We start from the raw sequence: 19,579 nt of genomic DNA, 5'->3' as shown, positions 1-19,579 counted from the left end.
TTTTTCCTTATATTACAGAAACAACGGGTATTTTCGTATTGATTCAAACAATTAACAAGCTAACGTCGCACCACCATCAACCACAATATCCTGTAGCGTTATATGGCTTGCCAAATCAGAAGACAAGAAGAGTACGGTATGTGAAATTTCATTAACGCTTGCAATCTTACCAAGGGGAATACCCAATTTATATTGCTCAGGATACCCGTTAATCATATTTTTTTCATCATCATCGGTTTTCCACATGGAACGCTGCATAGGCGTATCCGTCGAACCCGGAGATACAACATTACAACGTATACCAAACGGCGCGAGTTCTAACCCAACACAATGCGTTAAACTTGTCAGTGCTGATTTTGATGCACAATAAGCCGCCATTCGCATACGTGGAACATGTGCCGCATTAGAGCTAATGCTGATAATAGCGCCACTGCGCTGACGTTTAAAATGGGGAACCACGGCACGCAATAGATAAAAAGCCCCAGAAGCATTGACATTAATACAACGATGCCAGTCACTAATATTTAGCTCATCAATATTTCCCAATTGCAATATACCGGCAGCATTAACCAAAATATCTAATTTGGCTGAGATAGACAGTTGTTGGGAACAAATCATTTCGACCTTTTCTGGATCACTAATATCGAGTTGTATACATTGATAAGGCAAATCATCTTGCTCAAATACGCGATCGAAACCTATTACGTTAGCACCAAGCGCGGTAAAATCACGGGCAATTTGTTCACCAATGCCACGTGCCGCTCCCGTTACCCAGACGGTTTTATGGCTAAAATCCATCTGTAAATTTTGTTTATTTTTCATATTATTTCTTCTTTGATAGCGATTTATTACGCATTTTTTATAAATCCGATTTATCGAAATTTACTGATGAAATTATTTCTTTCGTACTCATAACCATTCCTGATTTTTCAGCAACATATTTTAAAGCCATAAGGTGATCTTCAAGCGTAAAATCCGCTATCGCATCACCCACTAAAAAAGGCTTTATATCTCTCATGAATGCGTCAACCGCAGTAATCATGCAACCAATATGTCCGTACACTCCGCAAATAATTAATTGATCTCTCCCTAACTCTTTTATATTTTTTTCCAGCGAAGAACGTTGAAATGCACTATAACGCCACTTAACTATCACAATATCATCGCGATTAGGGGCTAAAGCATGGCTAATATTCTGTAAATGGGGTGATCTATTTAAGCCAGCTCCCCATATATCATTAAGTAATGCGCGCTCTTCATCACTTTGTAATTTAGGTTGCGCTGTATATATAATGGGAATCTCTTTTTCTTGACAAAATAGTTTCAATAAATAAATATTTTCAATTAATTTATTAACTAAAGGACTATTATTACCGAAAAATTGCAAGAAATAGTCCTGCATATCATGAATAAGCAAGATTGCTTTATGGGGTTCGAATAACCAGGAGGCTTTATTGCCTGGAAAATCTTTCGGCTGAGGTAGTTTATAATTTTTCAATGATGGAATGGTCATTTCAATACCTTCATGTCATTAAATTAATTTTCTAATTTATCTCGAATGATTTTTCTTAATAATAATTTATTGGTCTTTCCAACCGGTGTAACAGGCATAACATCAATCATCTCGAAACGATCAGGCAATTTATATTCAGCGATTCCTAACCCCCTTAAATATTTCCGCAGTTGCAACCCGGTTATATTCGGATCAGCCGCCACGATAAAAGCACAACTTTTTTCCCCCAACAAAGGATCAGGCATCGCAACTAAAGCACTATGGATAACACCTTCATGTTTGAGTAGCAAAGATTCAATTTCTTCCGCAGCAATTTTTTCACCGCCGCGATTAATTTGATCTTTCTCACGACCGATAATACATACATAACCCTCTTTAGTCATATAAGCTAAATCACCGCAATAATAAAAACCTTCTTTGTCGAATACTTTCGAATTGTGCTCCGGGCTTTTATAATATCCCCGGAATGTATATGGCCCACGAACGATTAACATCCCCTCCGAACCTGGCGCTTGTATATTGCCGTTATCATCAACGATACGTACCTCATCATCTTCACTCATTGGACGCCCCTGAGTGGTAAATATACGTTCATCATCGTCATTAAGCCGGGTATAACATACTAACCCTTCGGCCATACCAAAAATCTGTTGCAACTTACATGAAAAAAGTTTCGGTATCACTCGCGCCACACTTTCACTTAACTTTGCTCCACTGACTTGTAATAGTTGAAGACTTTCCAGTGAATATTCGTATTTCCTAATCGCCTGAATCCATAACGCGACGGCCGATGGCACCAGTGAGGTCATTGTGACTTGATGTTCACGTATTAGTGGAAAGCAGGTAGTAGGCCCAGGATCTGTTGCTAATATGACACAACCGCCAGCGTAAAATACGCCAAGCGCCCCCGGAGAACTCAACGGATAATTATGTTGCGCCGGCAAAGCACAAAGATAACGGGTTTGTTGTGTCAACTCACAAATTTCAACACTACGTCTAATGCTATAATAGTAATCGTCATGCGTCCTTGGAATTAATTTAGGTGTTCCTGTGCTCCCACCTGAAAGTTGAAAAAAAGCGACTTCATCTGAACGTGTCGCCTCAAAATTCAAAGGTAAATCTGTCGATTCTAACCACGGCTTTAATTCATTGGTATATAATTCATTGACATATTGTATTTTCCGACCATCAACGACGATATTTCTCAACCGTGGACAATCTGTTTTTAATTGCTCCAGGAAATCATTATTCTGCAAAAGTGAATGTTCTGATGAAAGTACAATCAAACTTGGATCAATTTGCTGTGCATAAGCAAGTAACTCAAGTTTATTATGGCTAAATAATGCATTAATAGGTACTACTCCCATTTTCAAGAGCGCAAAAAACGTAATATAAAATTCAGCTATATTTGGCAATTGTACGATAGCAGTATCACCTCGCTTTATTCCTGCTAAAGTGAGATTTGTAGCTAATGCAGAGGATTGTTGATCAAGTTGATGATAACTAAATTTACGGTCACCACAGATAATAGCAATTGCTTCAGGTTGTATCTGACATTGTTTATAAAGTATGTCAGTTAAGGGTTTACCCAACCAATAACCCTTTTCACGATAACGTTCGGCTAATTCAACCGGCCAGGGTGTAAATTCAATAGACATGATTTTATTCCTTACAATAATATTCAATACCTTGAACAATCGCCAACTACTGTTTATACATATTTACTTTACCCTCAACCAGAAATATTTCGATCCCTATTTTGTGAGCCGCTTCTAAATAAATACATTTCGTAACAGGTCATACTTAGTGCAAGCGCTCAAAATACAAATTTATATTACCCAACATATTGCAAAATAAACTTATACTGCTAATAGTTAGTAACGTATAACCTTTAATTTAAAAGGGGTAAATTATGTCATGCTTTCCTCCCGGGTATTGGGAGCAATATCCGAATACTGCCACTGTGATCACAACATATACTTGCAATGCAGCTTGCAAAGAATGTTGTTTTGAATGTAATCCCTCTGTAAAAGCACGTTTAAGCCTGGATGAAATTAAACAATTTATTACACACTCAAAAGCGAATTTTCCGGGGCTAAAGCTCGTCGTTTTCAGTGGTGGTGAATGTTTCCTACTGGGTAAAGATCTGATTGAAGCTATTCGCTTTGCCTCAGATCATGGCTTATTAACCCGTTGCGTGACTAATGGTTATTGGGGAAAAAATAGAGAGAAGGCGCAAAGGATCGCCCAAGATTTACTAGATGCCGGCATCACAGAGATGAACATCAGCACCGGGAAAGATCACAGTGAATGGATTCCTCTTGACAGCGTAGTTGCAGCAGCAGAAGCATTAGCCGAACAAAACATTACAACACTGATTACAGTAGAACAGGATACCGCTGATTCTGCCATTGCAACGCAAATCACACAGAACCCGGTCATTAAGCGCCTGAAAGAACAAAACAAGATTAATTTACAACGAAATACATGGATGCCGTTCTATGACACCAGTGAAGAACGAAAAGATGTGCCAAACCGGGATCAACAATTGGCAAAAGGGTGCGATCAGGTCTTTGAAAATATTGTACTAACACCACACGGTGAAATTTCCGCCTGTTGTGGGCTAACATTAGAACATATTCCCGAAATGAAACTTGGCCGTTTGCAAGGGGGCGATGTATCTCAGCTTTTTAAAGGTCAGGAAGAAGATTTTATGAAAGTATGGTTAAGGACAGAAGGACCATACAAGATCCTAAAAAAATATCGCCCGCTGGATAGCAACATTAATCTGGAAAAAATCGTTCATCCCTGCCAAGCCTGTGCTCATTTGCATAAAGACGAAGGTACACGCCGGAATCTGTTAGATAATTATCACAAAGAAATTATTCCCGTGATGAAGAAATTTAATGCTAAAGAAAGACTGGATCTCATCTACTACTCAGCAGAGAAAAATACCATTAACTTAACTGAGGAATAGTTTGATGAAAAATACAACAAGATCGAATCCAAATTTTAACGTTATTACTAACGAATATCAGCAAAATAACTCCTTTTCGGCTAGAAAATTTTTATTGAATGAGGTGGTAATCAAGGAAAGGCTTTATTCTTCTTTAGGAATATTTTTACTTACTATTTTGTGATCGGACTCTAAATAAGTGCCTTTTGTCACAAAATATGTTTAGTCTAAACGCTCAAAATATAAATTTAATCCACTAAGCTATTGCAAAATGTCACCATCCAGCCAATAGTTAGTATCGTCTGACCTTTAATCTAACGGAGGGTAAATTATTCCATGTTTTCCTATTGAATGTTTTTCCATTGAGTATCAGGAACGATACCCAAATCCTGTTATGGTAATCATAATATATACTCACAATGAATATCGCAGGTAAGAAATATCAGTTAAATAATTATTTAATGAAATTATCTCAGTAATGAAGAAACTTAATAAGGAAAGGTTACATCTTATCTTATATAACGCTCAATAAAAAAAGAATTCCGTTAACTTATAAAGGAACGAATTATGAAAAGACGTACATTTATTGGCGTGGCTGCCGGCGCAGCTATTGGCAGTGTTATACCCACCGTTAACGCTCGCACTGATAGTAACCGCCTCTTTGGCGTGCCACGTTCATTACTCTCTCCGGGAGAGGTTGAAGAAAATAAGCTAAGGTTGTCAATGTCAAACGCTAAACTTCCGGTTGAAGTTTGGGAAGAGATCATCACCTATAACCGATTCTGGGAAACCCTACAACAGCAGCCCAATTTGGCATTAGAATACCGGGAGTCGCCGGAAAAAGTGTTGGCTGAATTTGGCATAGACAAAGATATCGTTAGCCCCGGCTCCGCGGAGGAATTACTGCTATTCATCACTTATGATAAAGATTTAATGAATGCGGTAAAAACCAACGACTATGAAGCCCTCTTTTCCCACCTAAAAACCTATGGTTTAAACGAAAGAGGCTCAAGTCTGAGAAGCCGAATCAATCACCATCTCAATCAAGATGCCAGCCTGTTCGCACATTTTAAAGAAAACATCGAATCCTACCAGCTCCAAGATACAAACAGTCCTCCTCTTATCCGGCTGAAGGAAATTCTGGAACCCTTAAACCATGCAGATGACACCAGTATTGAGATTGCTCGCCTTGCGGTAGGGGCCAATGTCGTCGCTGCGGTCAACGTGGCTGTCGGCACCCGAGTTGTCGCAGCAGTGAATGCGGCGGCGGCAGTTAACGTAGTAGCCTACTTAAGCCTGGCGGTACAAACAGCGGTTACTGTATGTATGGCAAATTATTTACCCAAAATTGATCATAGCGACCTTTCAACCGGCACGGCTTCTCTTCATCTTGCCAGACTCTATAACAACCAAGAAATGGTCGATACACTGGTCAAAGAAGCTGTCAGAAGGGAGATCACCGCTTGCCTGTTTGCAGCGCAAAAGTGTGGTTATATCAATCTGCCCGCAACACGTGAAGAGCGCAAAGAAGTGATTCATCTCTTTACCGAATTATCTTTAGGAATGGCAGCAGCATGAATAATATCGTGGGATTAAATCCAGACTTCAAAGTCATATTAATGAATGTCGCTATGCTCGTCCTGATCGCTTTAGTTTTTCTGCCTGTACCATACTGGCTCAGTAACAATAATCCCAATAAGCTGGCGGCAAGTATCGCGACGACTCTCTTTGTCATCATTGCCTTATTTGTAGGCTATCAACTGTTATCAAATAAAGCCGTGGTCAAGGAAGAAAAATTATTGATGAAGTCCGGGGTATATTCACACGAATGGGTTATTTCCTCATTACGCCGGGAAGAAGGCGTTTCCCTGGAAGATTTCAGTCGCAGTAATGGTATACATATTATCCATTATTCGTCTGGATACTATCACAAGGGAAAAAATAAATATTTCATTCTACGTGTAAGCAAACGCCCTCTGATTTGCTTTAACTCAGAAGGTAATATTGGGTTATGCATAGATGAATCTATTTTTGAAAAAATAAAAGGCGAGTTGCAAGATAAAATATAGCGTGGAGCCACAAGATAATGGAATACCGTGACAATCATTGGCCGTTGAATTATACACAGCTCCGCTTAGCTATCGCTAATACTGTTGCTGACGATAAATCTGTCTTTAATGTCGGTGAATTCGTCAGCTTCAGTGATAATATTAGCCTGGCAAAATTGAAGCAGGCCATTATTACCATTCATCAATTCAATGATGGTTTTTCCTTACGTTACCGTATTGCCGAACACAATATTTTTCAGGAAAAGAGCGCTACGCCGGTCGAAGTTATACCAATAAAACTGTCAGATCCAGCAGTAGAACCAGCGGCAAAAGCTGATTTTGCAAAGAGAACAACTCAACCGCTAGCGCCTGAAAAAGGGGTGACGATAAGACATTATCTTTACTTTAATGATGTTGGGTGCTGTTTTTGGGGAATCATCGCTCACCATATCGCCACAGATTATTGGGGCATAGGTCAGTTGATTCACGATGTTTTGTCTTGCTATGAACGGCAAACATTCCACCCAACATCAGCGCCTGTTTTTACCTATCAGGCTTACCTTAACGATGTTAAATATAAAGCAAACGCGCATTATGCCAACAACAAAGAGTATTGGAATAATTATCTCAACCAACTGCCCAAATTAGAGGATTACGCCCGTAAACGCCTATTTCCTTCAAAAGCAATTAAGGTAAGCCGGCCGCTCACTGCAAACAACGGTAGTTTTACCTTTAATGATAAATTCATGATGATACTGGCTTTATGTCTGCAAATGAGCAAACGAGGTCGCTTATCAACAAGTATCATTAATTTACCTTTCTCTAACCGACGCGACAAAGGAGAATACTGTTATTATCGCCCGGCAATGAACACGTTACCTCTGATGGTTTCTTTAACTCCTCAGGCAACAATAAAACAGATCCTTGTAGCAATGCAGTCGCAAATGAGTCTGCATAGCAAGCATAGCCGTATTGATATAAACGATTTAAACGATGAGGCAATCAATCGAGCAGATCAATTCACTGCCGCTCCTTATGTTAATCTGCTGCATGAGCTTGAACATGATCTCATGAAAGATAATCGCGCTATTCGCGGTTGTATGACTTCCGGCGCAGTCAATAATTATGGTATTAACATCCGGTTTTCTCCTAATGAGAAATCAGCATTAGTTGAATTGGATGTGGGGAGCCGATTGTACAGTCATTTTGCCGCTGATGTTCTGATCGACGATTATTTACGTATTTATAGCATTATTGCAGAAAATATTAATGAAACGGTCGAGGCATATTGGAAAAAATATAAAGAAATTAAACCAATAGATAATATTACCTCAGTCCTGTGGAACCCAGAAAATATTTTCACTCATCATCCGATCAAAGAGAGTATTCTTGCCAGAATAGCACAAGTCGTTGAAATATCGCCGGATAAAAAATCAGTCATTTATGGGAATCAAGCAGAAATAAGCAGTGTGCATTGCCTTAATTATCACGAACTTTACCACAAATTATTAACTTTCAGTCAACTACTACTATCCTGCCCGCTACAAAACCGAAGGGTAGCTGTATTATTACCCAGAGGGGTAGAGTCATTATTATCTATATTATCAATCCATACTGCGGGATTATGTTTTGTCCCAATCAATATGACATTCAGTCAAGAGGAAATTAACAGCATATTAGATGGCCTGAATATTTCTTTATTAATTACTGCCCGACGTTATCATGAAAAAGTAAACAGTATTAATAATACGCATCTTCTCTTTATTGAAGATATAGAGACTCGTCCTTCCGAGATATTCCTGGGGAATGATATAAAACGTCCCGCGACTCAAGAGGACGAAGCCTATATCTTTTTTACCTCAGGCACCACTGGTGTACCGAAAGCAGTACCAATAACATTTAAGGGGCTTTATGCTTATTTAGCTGCGATGACAACGCAGTATGGTATTAAACAAGATGACGTTATTCTCAATTTCAGCACCCCGGTTTTTGATGCTTATATTGAAGAGGTGTTCGGCTGTTTTTATCAAGGCGCTACATTGGCGATTGCCGACGATCACATGATCGTTGAGCTTGATGCGCTATTTTCATTTTGCCACGCACAATCAGTCACTATAGTTAACTTTCCTACCAATTATTGGCATCAAATTGTCTTTTTCCTACATGCAGCGATTAAAGAACTCACCCCTTCGATTAGAATGACAATTATCGGTGGCGATCTGGCAATGGATAAAGCCATTCATCATTGGTTGGAAAAAGTAGGATGTGGTATTTCCCTAATTAATTCTTACGGCCCAACAGAATGTTGCGTTGTAGCTAGCTGTCACAACATAGATGATAAATTTCAACCCGGCAATATCATTGGTAAAGCGCTAACAAATACCACTATCGTTATTCGGGAATATGGAACTGATAAGATCATTAGTGGCAGTAGTGGAGAAATATGCATTCGTGGCGATTCTATCTGTACTGGATATATTAACGATAATCAGTCAACTTCACGTAAGTTCTTACAGTTGAACGATGGAGAAATCTATTATTTAACCGGAGACCGTGGATTTTACGATGACCAAAGGAATTTAAATTTCATTGGCCGCCTGGATAAAGAGCGTAAAATTGACGGGAAACGTGTCGATCTGGATGAAATGCAAAAATTACTTACAGCGGCGATTAATATTGATGACATTCATTTAACTATCAAAGAAAATGAGACTGGGTACCAATATATTAATATATTTATACCTGATGGTTCCTACTCAATTACACGTCACGAAATCGTCTCATTCTTGCGTGGATGTTATCCAAAATTGCAAGTACCTTTTATTGTCGAACTAGCAGCATCCAACGATGCTTCTCCAGTGTCGGAGTTGAATAAAAAAGATAATATTTCGCAAATTAAAGGGGAAAAACGAGAAATATTTTTTACTTTATGGCGGGAAGTTTTTGGCGATAGTGATAGCATTATTGATGAAGAGACTAATTTCTTTGACGCAGGCGGTACTTCGCTTAAAGCATTATTGTTAATTAATAAGATCCAGCAACGCTTTAATTGTTCTCTCCACCTGGAAGATTTCTATCACGCCCCAAGAGTAGGTTATCTATTACAATCTATCATTCAACAAGGGCAAATACCGGTTTTAACCGATAAAAATAGCACTTGCCTGACAGAGCAACACGACCAATATTATTGGATTATCGATACCATCTCTAATCGATCCGGCGCTCATAATATCCCGCTATATTATCATCTGACCGGCGAGATTGATTTAAAGAAATTACGTTACGCTTTGCTGTATATCATGCAATATTTTCCTGCCCTCTGCCAACGAGTCACCATAACAGATGGGCAACTCTCTTTAACCTTCTCACCTGCTGCCGAAGAGAATCTGCCTTTCGAATATATCGATTTAACTCATGCTACCGGCATTAATATTGAGATTTCATTACGCAAAATCTTAAATGATATGGCATTTAAGCCGATGGCGTTGCAAGATAATCCGCCGGTATATTTTAAGTTATTAAAAATAGCAGAGCACGAGCACTACCTTTTATTAAATTTCCATCATGCATTTTGTGACGGGATGTCGATTGCTCATGTACTGCAAAAATTATCTTCCGCTTACGCCGATAATGTACCAAAAATTGAAGCCGCTACGAAAACAGGTATTAATGTCATCAATCAGCGCATGTCAGACGAAACATTAAATTTTTGGACAGAAAAATTGTTCAATGTACTTTCGGCTGCCGGACAGCGCAATGATACATCAGAAGCTCATCAGAGGAGCCGGGGGCGACGTTATTCAATGCCGTTGTCTCCTCAATTAATTGCCTCACTATCCAACACGCAGAAAAAATACGCGGTGACTCTGGAACATATTGTGATTGGCGCATTTCTGATGACTATTAATTCATTACTCAATAAAGATGAGATTATCGTCGGTATTCCTTGTGCCAACCGCGTTCCTCCCATATCGTTTGACAGTGTTGGTAGCTTCGCAACAACACTGCTGCTGCCCTACGTTACCACGGAAACTTCGTTGATTAACGTATCCCGGTATGTCCGCGATTTTCTGGCAGACGCGAATACTCATTCCAATATCTCACTGGCGTATTTAAAACAACACCTTCACCACCACCACGGTATGCAATTGCCGGAAGTTACCTACTATTTTTCTTCTCAAATAGGATTTGAAACCAGTTTATATCTTGGTGAAACCCGTTGTACCAAGGAAAAAATCAAAGGACTCAAGCCTAAAGGAGATATTGCGCTCGAACTGATCAATTTGCCAACCGGAATAGGGCTGGAATGGCTCTACGATGATGATATTTTCTCTGAAGATATCATCAGTGATATGGGGCTATTTTTGATTGATTTATTGGATTGCATGGGCACTCAGCATGACCTGATGCCTGGCGATACGGAACGATAACAAGTATTAAAATGGATGCTGATTGTGCTGGTTAAAAAAAAGAAATGGGTTGTTATCACTATCGTCATGATCGTTTTTCTTGCCGTGCTTTATAACAACTCTCGCCAAAAAGAGACGTCTGCGGTTACGGCAGAACAAATTGTCACCGGAACATTAGGTGACGTTATTACTACGGTAAGTGCCGCCGGCGTTACACAACCAACCAGACAAGTCAATGTTGGCAGCCAAATCTCAGGCCAGCTAACCAAGTTATATGTTGAGGTCGGGGATATCGTTGAAGCAGGTAAACTGGTCGCCAGCATTGATGATACTTTTTATCGCACTAAAGTTGAGGCCAGCCGAGCGCGGCTAGAAAAATTGCGGGCCATGTTGCAGGAGGAACAATACGCCTATCAACTTCTGGTCATCACGGAAAAACGCCAAAGAGAACTTAACCTGCGCTCCGCAACCAGCCAACAACTGCTGGATGAGGCTGCTTTTGGCGTCAAAAAAAGTCAGGCAAGAATTGAAAGCCTCAAGGCAGATATCAGACAGAATGAACATATTTTGCATAGTGAAGAAGTCAGCCTCAGTTATACCCAAATCTATTCACCCATTGCCGGTGTAGTGACTGCAATCCATGTCGATCCGGGGCAAACGCTGAATGTCAATCAACAGACACCGGTTCTCATGCAAATTGCCGACCTCAAAAATATGACGGTTTATGCAAAAGTTTCCGAAGCAGATATTAACCAAATTGTGACAGGGCAAAAAGCCGCCTTTAAGATCTATGGGGCAAATCAACATATATGGCACGGCAATGTTAAGAAGATTATGTATAAACCTGATCTCATTAATAATGCCGTCTATTATACGGTGCTCTTTGATGTCCCTAATGATAATCTCCTGCTCAAACCCAGTATGAGTGCGGATGTCACTATTGTGACCCACGAAAGCACCGGAGTAGTGACCATACCCAGCGACATACTGAATAATAAACGGCATCAACCTTTGAACAATGATCTAACTACCTATTTTTTACGTGAGATGAAAGATGGAAACATCGTTGTAAGAAAATTGCTGATCGGCCATAACGACGGAAGACGTTCAGTCGTTGTCAGTGGATTGCAGAATAATGAGCAAATCGTTGTACTTGCTAAACAAGATAATCTTGGGGGTAGTAACAATGATAACGCTAAATAATATCTGCAAAACCTACGGCAATGAGAGTAAACGGCATCTTGTCCTGAAAGATATTTGCTTAACCATAAACCAGAATGATTATATTGCTATTCTTGGTCGTTCTGGCTCAGGGAAAAGTACTTTATTGAATATAATAGGGCTTTTGGATATCGCCAGTGCGGGAGAATATCTTATTAACGATCTCACGGTGACTCAGCAAAAGATTCACTCATTGGCGCTTTTACGGCGAAAATATTTTGGCTTTGTCTTTCAGAATTATAGTCTGCTGGAAAACTACCGCATTGATGAAAATATCTTGATGCCCATGTATTACTTAAAAAGAAACTTCGATTATGACAGAGAACATTTCCATTACTTAATTGATCGCCTCCAGCTTAATAATTTATTAGATAAATATCCGCGCCATCTGTCAGGAGGAGAACAGCAACGGGTTGCTGTAGCTCGCGCTTTAATTAACAATCCAAAGTTTATTATTGCCGATGAACCTACTGGCGCGTTAGATACCACTAATGCGACCAATCTCATGCAGCTTTTTACTGAATTACATCATAATGGATGCGGTATCATCCTGGTAACACATGATCAAGCTGTCGCCGAATACGCCAAACGCAAGTTGTATCTGGATAATGGTTGTTTGGTGACTCAATGAGCATGAGTAAAATAACCTTAAAATTCAATGCGTATTTAACCGTTATCCTGTTCAATCTCAAAATGGCGGCACGCTCTCTTACCGCTCATAAAACACGAGTCTTCTTGACCCTATTATGCATTGCCATCGGGGTAGCTTCGATTGTGATCATGCAAGCAATTGGCACAGAAACCAAGCATCATATTGTTAAGATGGTCTCTTCAATGGGAAGTAATATCATTTCAGTAAAATACAAGGGACAAAAAAACGGCGCTTTCGATTCCCATAATAATTATCTGACGCAAGAGGATATAACGTCACTTGCAGATAACCCCCATATTAGTCACAGCACCCTGTTTTACACCGCGTCAGGAACGATAGTTTCTCCACAAGGATCTGCTGATGTTCAATTGATTGGCGCCAATGCAGATATCGCGATTATCCGTAATCTGGTGATTGATCGTGGACGTTTTTATACACCACAAGACGATGCAGCTCTGGCAAATGTCGTTGTTTTGGGAGCATCTCTGGCCGAACGACTTTTTCCACAAAAAGAAACCGCATTTGCGCAAAACATCAAGATCAATGACATCTCAATGCAAGTTATCGGTATCCTGACACAGAAAGGCGAAGGCATGGATGCCGGTGTCGATGATGCCGCATTTTTGCCAAGCAACAGCTATCTGGTACGGCTGTTCGGCCACACACCTCCTAGCGGCATGGTGTTGAAAGCCAAAGACGCCACTCATATTGAGCCGGTTAAATACGCTGTTGAACAACGATTATCACGGTTTAAACATCAACAAAGCTATGAGATACGTAATACCACGGAATTGTTAAAAACGTTGCATGAAACTCAATCAAAAATTAATCTTTTCCTGCTGTCAATATCATCAGTAACCCTCTTTGTTGCGGGTGTCAGTGTCATGAATATCATTCTCATTAGTGTCAGAGAACGTAGAAGAGAGATTGGTATACGGCTTGCTGTAGGAGCAAGTTATTCCGATATTTTTTACCAATTTCTTACCGAAGCATTTTTGATTTCACTATTGGGAACACTATTAGGATTGTTATTCTCATTTATCGGTTTCAGAATTTTATTACTATTTGATATCGCGGTTGGCTTCTCTTTATATTCCTTTTTACTCGCTTCCCTCGCAGCCTGCTTTATCACCGTAGTATTTGGTGTATATCCATCACATCGCGCAGCCGCATCAGCGCCAATCGAAGGTATCAGAGAATTGTAGCTTGTTTCGTTTCATAAAACTTTTTGGAGACACAATGAAAAATCAGCTTATCTATGAAATTTTACATCGAGAAATCAGAGCGCTTTACCCAGAAGTAGAGACAATACCGGAGGATGAAAATCTTTTCGATATCGGTTTCGATTCGGTAAAAATGCTGATGCTGGTTGATCGGCTAAATTATGCAGGGTACCCAGTCAACTTTGCAGATTTAGCTCGCTGGCCGACAATCAACGATTGGATCAAACTGCTCGCAAAAGATAAATAGCGCTGTCTATTTCATGACGAATGGTGGCTGATCCATGCAGCCAAATCTGCAATTACCTGCACCGGGATCTGACCTGGTTGCAGATAATCCTCGCCACCATCGCACCCCATTGTGGGCAATAAAATATGATTCAATCCAGTGTAGAGTTTGAACTCTGCCTGCCTATTATTTTGCAGTGCGTTTTTCCACATCGTGAAATCAACATTATGCAAAATCTGGAAATCCTGATCTCCCTGGGCAAAGAATAACGGCATTGCAGGCAAGCTGTTTAAGCAGTCAAATGCATGATAATTCTCAATCTGTTTGAGATAACTCTCCGGCACTGACAAAAAGCTCTCAAGAGATACTGTATCTTTCTCTTTCCCACTGGATAATTGGGATAAAATCACCCGGAGTAAATTACGGAAAGGCGCCGCCAACATCGCAATACCCGCAACATTTAAACCCGATTTTTGCCGTAAGTTTTTTGCAATTAATGGGCTGACATATCCGCCGAAACTGTGCCCAACCAGAAATACTGGCACATCGTAAAATTCAATATGTCCCATCAAACCGGTCAGAATATTACAAGCATCGTCAACAATTTCCGTATTAAGATCGATAACCTCAGAGTTCATATTTCCCTGCCGGATGCGGTAATAACGTTTTTCAAAACGCACACTCGCAATCCCATATTGACTTAATTCATGCGCCAACATACGAAACAGTGGATTAGGCCCAACATCATAATCCATCGAATGCGGACCAGAACCCGCTAGCAATAGTACAACTGCTTTGACATTATGTGGTGATGGCAAACATATCAAACCATCCGGGACATCTCCAAGACCAAACGTCTTTAACGTTTTTTCGATAAAAATACCCTGTTTTGCATACGCATCAGGTATTGGGCATCGAGATAGCGTGAGAGAATCAATTTGCCGATCTTTAATCCCAATATAAAGATTAAACTTTCCATTGAGGGTATTTAGCCGCAGATGACAAGCACCTTGCTGGTGATAAATAATATCGATATCTGAGTTACACAAATTGTCTGCCAATACAGTTAAAGCTAAATCATCAGCCGCCATACGCAATGATTCATTCATTAATTCCCTGGCTGTTTCCCATTGCTCATTAAGCAATGTGGTTATTAATATCTGTATTTCACCTTCCAATGTGGCAATTAAGTTCTTAATAAGCATGTAATTACTCAACTTCTTGCGGCCACAACCGCGATGTATGTACTAAAGCTAAAATCCAGATAGTCCTCATAAACCAGTCAATAGCGCCTGAGTGTCCAAATCACGTTCACTTACGAGCTTTAACCTGTTCTCTTCGAGCCGCAAAAATCGCTTTTACGTCGCTATGTTCAACACCATTACCCTCTTTTACAGATTGGCGTGCGATATCAACCTTTTCCTGAAGGAAAGCACGATATTTATGACGCTGGACATATTCATGCATCAGTTCACGGACAACTTGAGAAGCTGGGAGGTGTTCTGCCGCCGTAGCAGCCATAAAGTGATCACGCAGATCTGATTCAAGTTTCATAGTAAAAACAGCTTGTTTACCCATAGCCCCTCCTCGTTTGATATAAAAAAATATATACCATTTCATTATTGACATCCACTCCTACCGACTTAGCCAGGAGTGGATATCCAATGGATTATGCTAATTCTCTCCGTTGTTGAACGGTGACAATATGATCCGCTTTAGCGAGAAGATCGGCATTATGTGAAACAACAATCCACAAACCAGGCCAGTGCTCAGGTAAAACAGTCCATAAACGACGAGCCGTATCCGTATCTAATGACGAATCGCAGTTATCAACAATATAAACATCAGCGGGACGACATAACATCCGGGCCAATGCCAAACGCTGACGCTGGCCGCCAGATAATTGACCGGCACTGCCAGAATTAATGACGGTATCAAGCCCTTCTGGTAATTCATATGAGCCGGGCGTTAAACCTACCGCCTCCAGCGCCCGCACCATGACATCATCATCGATATCCTTATCACCCAACGCGAGGTTTTGCCTTACGGTTCCACCAAAAAAACCCGCTTTCTGTCTGGCATATCCGATACGTGGATTCCGCCACCAGTTTTCATTGCCCAGAACCTCTCGGTTATTCCACAGTACACTGCCGGAACTGGATTTTTCCAGACCAATCAGGTAACGCAAAAAGGTGGTTTTACCCGAACCAATATCACCGACAATGCCAATAACCTGATTAGCCGTTGCCTCAAACGAAACAGGAGGCTGAGTTTTTGAGTAAGCTAGATGATTAACACTTAGCTTATGTAAGATTTCATCTTGTCCATATTCTTTGGTTTCTTTTTTATCGACTTTATTTGCCAGAAACTGCCTAATTCGGCCATAACACACATCAGCATTTTTGTAATAGGCAACTGACCGACCAAAGAAAAGTATTTGTTCACTGATCCAGCCGATATAGGTCAAAAATAATGCCAGATTACCTACCGTAAAACTGCCATCGACGATTCGTTTACTCACTATCAATAAAACAGCCGACGTCCCAAGTATGACAATATTTTTGAACAGCCCAGAAAGAAGGTCAGTAAATACCTGATGTTTGGCTTGAATAGCCCGTCGATTGACAAATTTCTGCGATAACCGCTCAATCTGCCCTTCCATTTTGTTGCCAAGACGCAAGTCGCGTATCCCCGTTAAGACATCAGTAATCTTGCCAGCAATGTCCCCTTGCGATTGACGTTTACTCTTCTGTAAATTCCCTACCTTGCGTTTAAGTATCGCCCCGACCCAAAGGCCCACAATCATAGGCATAAGAGCAAGTGTGGTTATTATGTCAGTGTTGATAAGCACAACTAATGCGATAATTAAAAGTAATGCGCGGTAAATAAAATCAGAGGTCCAACTCAGAAATTCCGCAATCTCATCACTATCATCACGAATACGGTTCAGTATATCGCCTTGAGAAAAAGCCTGTCTCTGATCGTGAGAACAATGGCTCACTCCCCACAAAACCCGCTCCTTCAGGTAAGCACTGACCTTGAAAATCAACGTAAAATCAAAGGTTAATCCCAAGAATAGAAATAGTGATCGCAAGACCATAGTCGCAATCGCAGAGGCCAGCAACCACCAGACGACAGGGTTAGTTGGCTCATTCATCGCTCTATCGAGTAATTTGCTGATTTGGTAACCAATCAACAGAGGAAAACCATGCATTAACGTCCACACAAACATGGTAATGAAATAGAGAGGAGCAAACTTTTTTATCAGCTCAGTCAAGGCTGGTAGCATTTTAAGTTTAGTTGATACATTGGATATAGTCATACCATAAGCCCATGATTACTCGTTAACATTGCGACTTCTGTTTCAGGGATTCGTTGTTGAATCCGTCCATCATCGATAATGATAATTTCATCAACGACCGAAAGCGTGTGAAGGCGATGTGCAACCATCACTACGGTGCAATTGCGGCTTAACTTTTCAAGCAATTTCAGCCAACTCTTTTCCGTTCGGGGATCAAGCTGAGAAGTTCCTTCATCAATAATCACTAACGAGCAATGCTGTAACATCACTCTGGCGCCCGCTATCATTTGAATTTCTCCTGCTGATAGCATCAGACCATTAGTACCAACCTGTGTATCAAGACCATCTGGCAGCGCCCTAACCCATTCAAGCGCATCTAATTCTTGAAGAACCTCCCAAATTTGATCGTCAGATATTTCATTACTGAAAAGCGTTAAATTTTCCCGCAACGTTGCGGAAAACAGATGAGAACGTTGACTAAGAACAGCAATCTTTTTCGCAAACTCTTCCGGCTGAATGGTTGAGACATCGACATTGCCAATGGTCACTCTTCCTGAATCGGGTCGCGCAAATCCACACATCAAATTAAGAATGGTACTTTTTCCCGCTCCCGTTCTACCAATAATGCCAATTTTGCTCCCCGGAGCGACGTAAAAATTAACGCCATGCAAAACTTGCGTTTCTTCTCCGTTATAACTGAAATCAACATTATCGAAATGGATAGAGAGAGGACCATCAGGCAATAAATTATTCGATGATTTATCTGGGGTACCTTCATTTAACATTTTTGCCGAAAGTGACAAAGCAGCAAATAATTTCTGTATCAGCTCTATTTCTGATGACATATCCTCCACCGGTTCCCGAAGTTTATCAACGTAGAGATAAACCATCGTTAATGTACCGATGCTTAAGCTGCCCACACCAAGTAATTGAAGCCCAAAACCAAAACCTATACCGAAACAGAGTGCAAAGAAGATCTGGGTAATTGGCCAAAAAACCCTGCCGCCAATATAGGCACTGCGTTCAAACTTGAGCAACATTGACAGCATCTTACGAAATGCAATGGCAGGCCAATGCGCCTGCGACAATGGCTGTAAATCATCCATTGCATGTAACGAATCACCAACAAAACCAAAGATGCGGGCTTTTTCATTTCGCGCAATTAGCCAACGACGGACAGAAAGTCTGGTTAACTGAATCAATACATACGCCACCAGTATGACGACGATTGCTATGGCAATACCTGCCTGAGGCATGACGCTGAATATAATGATCAATGTCCCTAATGTCAGCGCTAAATTAGCAATGGCTTTGAAGCCTGCTTTAGAAATCGTTTTTCCTATAATATCAGCATTACCTTCGATATTTTCCAGCAACTCCCCCTGCGATCGTCGTTCTATTTCCAATACAGGTAAAACTGTCATCACATGGCGAAATAGCTTATATCTAATAGTATCAGCAATACCCCAACCTGCCTTGGTGCTCATGTAACTGGTTACCAGACTACCGATAACACCAATCGACGCAATAAAAACATAAATGATTGCCAACATGATAAGTTGATCAACAGTCGTCCCTGATGTCGCCTTATCAACGTAATTCCGAATAATATAAGGACCGCTTAGATCGCACGATAATGTAACGGCTAAGGCCAAAAACGCACATAAAACTGTCCCCTTAAATGGTATGGCGCTCTGTAGCAATATCCGCCATACAGTTAAATTCTTTGACATCACGCTTTTCATCTTTAGGTTATGGCACCTCATCAAAATTAGCGATGTTATTTGCAACATCAGTGTATGCAGCCAACATCAAGGTTATTAATAACAGATCGATCACAACAGCAAGATCTGGTTCACATTTAGCAAAATGTAATTATCGCAAAATACCCGCATTTATCACGATCTGATTGAAATGTTTATAAACGCTATCACAAGAAAATAGCCGAAAAATAAAATTGATACTTTATCCGACAATATCAATACCTTTGTTAGGTTATTTAATGCACTAATTGAAAAATATATCGCCAA

General features: G+C 40.4%; 14 protein-coding genes and 1 pseudogene. 8 read left to right on the top strand and 7 right to left on the bottom strand.

Annotation, left to right across the window (positions count from 1 at the left end):
• Nucleotides 1–51 precede the first annotated feature (51 nt).
• From dhbA to EAE93_RS07315, 3 genes and pseudogenes are all read right to left on the bottom strand, one after another.
• On the bottom strand, nt 52–822 hold the full coding sequence (dhbA, locus tag EAE93_RS07325) for a 2,3-dihydro-2,3-dihydroxybenzoate dehydrogenase (protein WP_036779753.1): 771 nt from the start codon (nt 820–822) through the stop codon (nt 52–54).
• A 70-nt stretch (nt 823–892) separates the two neighbouring features.
• A pseudogene (locus tag EAE93_RS07320) lies at nt 893–1,513 on the bottom strand (isochorismatase family protein); the annotation flags it as partial.
• Between the two features lie 23 nt (nt 1,514–1,536).
• Nucleotides 1,537–3,171 (bottom strand): (2,3-dihydroxybenzoyl)adenylate synthase, encoded by a 1,635-nt coding sequence (locus tag EAE93_RS07315; RefSeq protein WP_036805188.1) that lies wholly within the window; start codon nt 3,169–3,171, stop codon nt 1,537–1,539.
• 254 nt (nt 3,172–3,425) lie between these two features.
• Here EAE93_RS07315 and EAE93_RS07310 point away from each other — a divergent pair, with 254 nt between their 5' ends.
• From EAE93_RS07310 to EAE93_RS07275, 8 genes are all read left to right on the top strand, one after another.
• Nucleotides 3,426–4,490: a radical SAM protein gene (locus EAE93_RS07310; RefSeq protein ID WP_036805186.1), complete on the top strand. Its 1,065-nt coding sequence runs from the start codon at nt 3,426–3,428 to the stop codon at nt 4,488–4,490.
• 546 nt (nt 4,491–5,036) lie between these two features.
• A complete protein-coding gene (locus tag EAE93_RS07305; protein WP_036779746.1) occupies nt 5,037–6,047 on the top strand; it encodes a hypothetical protein in 1,011 nt (336 codons plus the stop codon).
• Nucleotides 6,044–6,538, top strand: coding sequence for a hypothetical protein (locus EAE93_RS07300; protein ID WP_036779744.1), 495 nt, complete (start codon nt 6,044–6,046; stop codon nt 6,536–6,538). Before EAE93_RS07305 ends, EAE93_RS07300 begins: the two co-directional genes overlap by 4 nt.
• 17 nt (nt 6,539–6,555) lie before the next feature.
• The gene (locus tag EAE93_RS07295; protein ID WP_214039408.1) at nt 6,556–10,947 is read left to right on the top strand and encodes a condensation domain-containing protein; all 4,392 of its coding nucleotides are present in this window, start codon (nt 6,556–6,558) and stop codon (nt 10,945–10,947) included.
• A gap of 24 nt (nt 10,948–10,971) precedes the next feature.
• Nucleotides 10,972–12,129: an efflux RND transporter periplasmic adaptor subunit gene (locus tag EAE93_RS07290; RefSeq protein WP_214039407.1), complete on the top strand. Its 1,158-nt coding sequence runs from the start codon at nt 10,972–10,974 to the stop codon at nt 12,127–12,129.
• A complete protein-coding gene (locus EAE93_RS07285; protein WP_214039406.1) occupies nt 12,113–12,778 on the top strand; it encodes an ABC transporter ATP-binding protein in 666 nt (221 codons plus the stop codon). Before EAE93_RS07290 ends, EAE93_RS07285 begins: the two co-directional genes overlap by 17 nt.
• Before the next feature lie 2 nt (nt 12,779–12,780).
• A complete protein-coding gene (locus EAE93_RS07280) occupies nt 12,781–14,004 on the top strand; it encodes an ABC transporter permease (RefSeq protein ID WP_214039405.1) in 1,224 nt (407 codons plus the stop codon).
• A 34-nt stretch (nt 14,005–14,038) separates the two neighbouring features.
• The gene (locus EAE93_RS07275) at nt 14,039–14,269 is read left to right on the top strand and encodes a phosphopantetheine-binding protein (RefSeq protein WP_036779738.1); all 231 of its coding nucleotides are present in this window, start codon (nt 14,039–14,041) and stop codon (nt 14,267–14,269) included.
• 11 nt (nt 14,270–14,280) lie between these two features.
• Here the strand turns inward: EAE93_RS07275 and EAE93_RS07270 are convergent, their stop codons facing one another.
• From EAE93_RS07270 to EAE93_RS07255, 4 genes are all read right to left on the bottom strand, one after another.
• Nucleotides 14,281–15,453: an alpha/beta hydrolase gene (locus EAE93_RS07270; protein ID WP_214039404.1), complete on the bottom strand. Its 1,173-nt coding sequence runs from the start codon at nt 15,451–15,453 to the stop codon at nt 14,281–14,283.
• A gap of 106 nt (nt 15,454–15,559) precedes the next feature.
• A complete protein-coding gene (locus tag EAE93_RS07265; protein WP_036805179.1) occupies nt 15,560–15,826 on the bottom strand; it encodes a hypothetical protein in 267 nt (88 codons plus the stop codon).
• Nucleotides 15,827–15,917: 91 nt separating this feature from the next.
• A complete protein-coding gene (locus EAE93_RS07260) occupies nt 15,918–17,570 on the bottom strand; it encodes an ATP-binding cassette domain-containing protein (RefSeq protein WP_040153496.1) in 1,653 nt (550 codons plus the stop codon).
• Nucleotides 17,567–19,282, bottom strand: coding sequence for an ABC transporter ATP-binding protein (locus EAE93_RS07255; RefSeq protein ID WP_250150929.1), 1,716 nt, complete (start codon nt 19,280–19,282; stop codon nt 17,567–17,569). The genes EAE93_RS07260 and EAE93_RS07255 overlap by 4 nt, the downstream gene beginning before the upstream one ends.
• Nucleotides 19,283–19,579: the final 297 nt, after the last annotated feature.

The sequence above is a fragment of the Photorhabdus akhurstii genome (genome assembly GCF_018448925.1).
GTDB lineage: Bacteria > Pseudomonadota > Gammaproteobacteria > Enterobacterales > Enterobacteriaceae > Photorhabdus > Photorhabdus akhurstii.
Note: the sequence above shows the minus strand (reverse complement) of the source record. Positions and strands in the feature narration are given on the sequence as shown.

Excerpts from the sequence above, each read along its gene's own strand:
- dhbA (WP_036779753.1), bottom strand. The coding sequence starts at position 822 with ATGAAAAATAAACAAAATTTACAGATGGATTTTAGCCATAAAACCGTC.
- EAE93_RS07315 (WP_036805188.1), bottom strand. The coding sequence starts at position 3,171 with ATGTCTATTGAATTTACACCCTGGCCGGTTGAATTAGCCGAACGTTAT.
- EAE93_RS07310 (WP_036805186.1), top strand. The coding sequence starts at position 3,426 with ATGTCATGCTTTCCTCCCGGGTATTGGGAGCAATATCCGAATACTGCC.
- EAE93_RS07305 (WP_036779746.1), top strand. The coding sequence starts at position 5,037 with ATGAAAAGACGTACATTTATTGGCGTGGCTGCCGGCGCAGCTATTGGC.
- EAE93_RS07300 (WP_036779744.1), top strand. The coding sequence starts at position 6,044 with ATGAATAATATCGTGGGATTAAATCCAGACTTCAAAGTCATATTAATG.
- EAE93_RS07295 (WP_214039408.1), top strand. The coding sequence starts at position 6,556 with ATGGAATACCGTGACAATCATTGGCCGTTGAATTATACACAGCTCCGC.
- EAE93_RS07285 (WP_214039406.1), top strand. The coding sequence starts at position 12,113 with ATGATAACGCTAAATAATATCTGCAAAACCTACGGCAATGAGAGTAAA.
- EAE93_RS07280 (WP_214039405.1), top strand. The coding sequence starts at position 12,781 with ATGAGTAAAATAACCTTAAAATTCAATGCGTATTTAACCGTTATCCTG.
- EAE93_RS07275 (WP_036779738.1), top strand. The coding sequence starts at position 14,039 with ATGAAAAATCAGCTTATCTATGAAATTTTACATCGAGAAATCAGAGCG.
- EAE93_RS07270 (WP_214039404.1), bottom strand. The coding sequence starts at position 15,453 with ATGCTTATTAAGAACTTAATTGCCACATTGGAAGGTGAAATACAGATA.
- EAE93_RS07265 (WP_036805179.1), bottom strand. The coding sequence starts at position 15,826 with ATGGGTAAACAAGCTGTTTTTACTATGAAACTTGAATCAGATCTGCGT.
- EAE93_RS07260 (WP_040153496.1), bottom strand. The coding sequence starts at position 17,570 with ATGACTATATCCAATGTATCAACTAAACTTAAAATGCTACCAGCCTTG.
- EAE93_RS07255 (WP_250150929.1), bottom strand. The coding sequence starts at position 19,282 with ATGTCAAAGAATTTAACTGTATGGCGGATATTGCTACAGAGCGCCATA.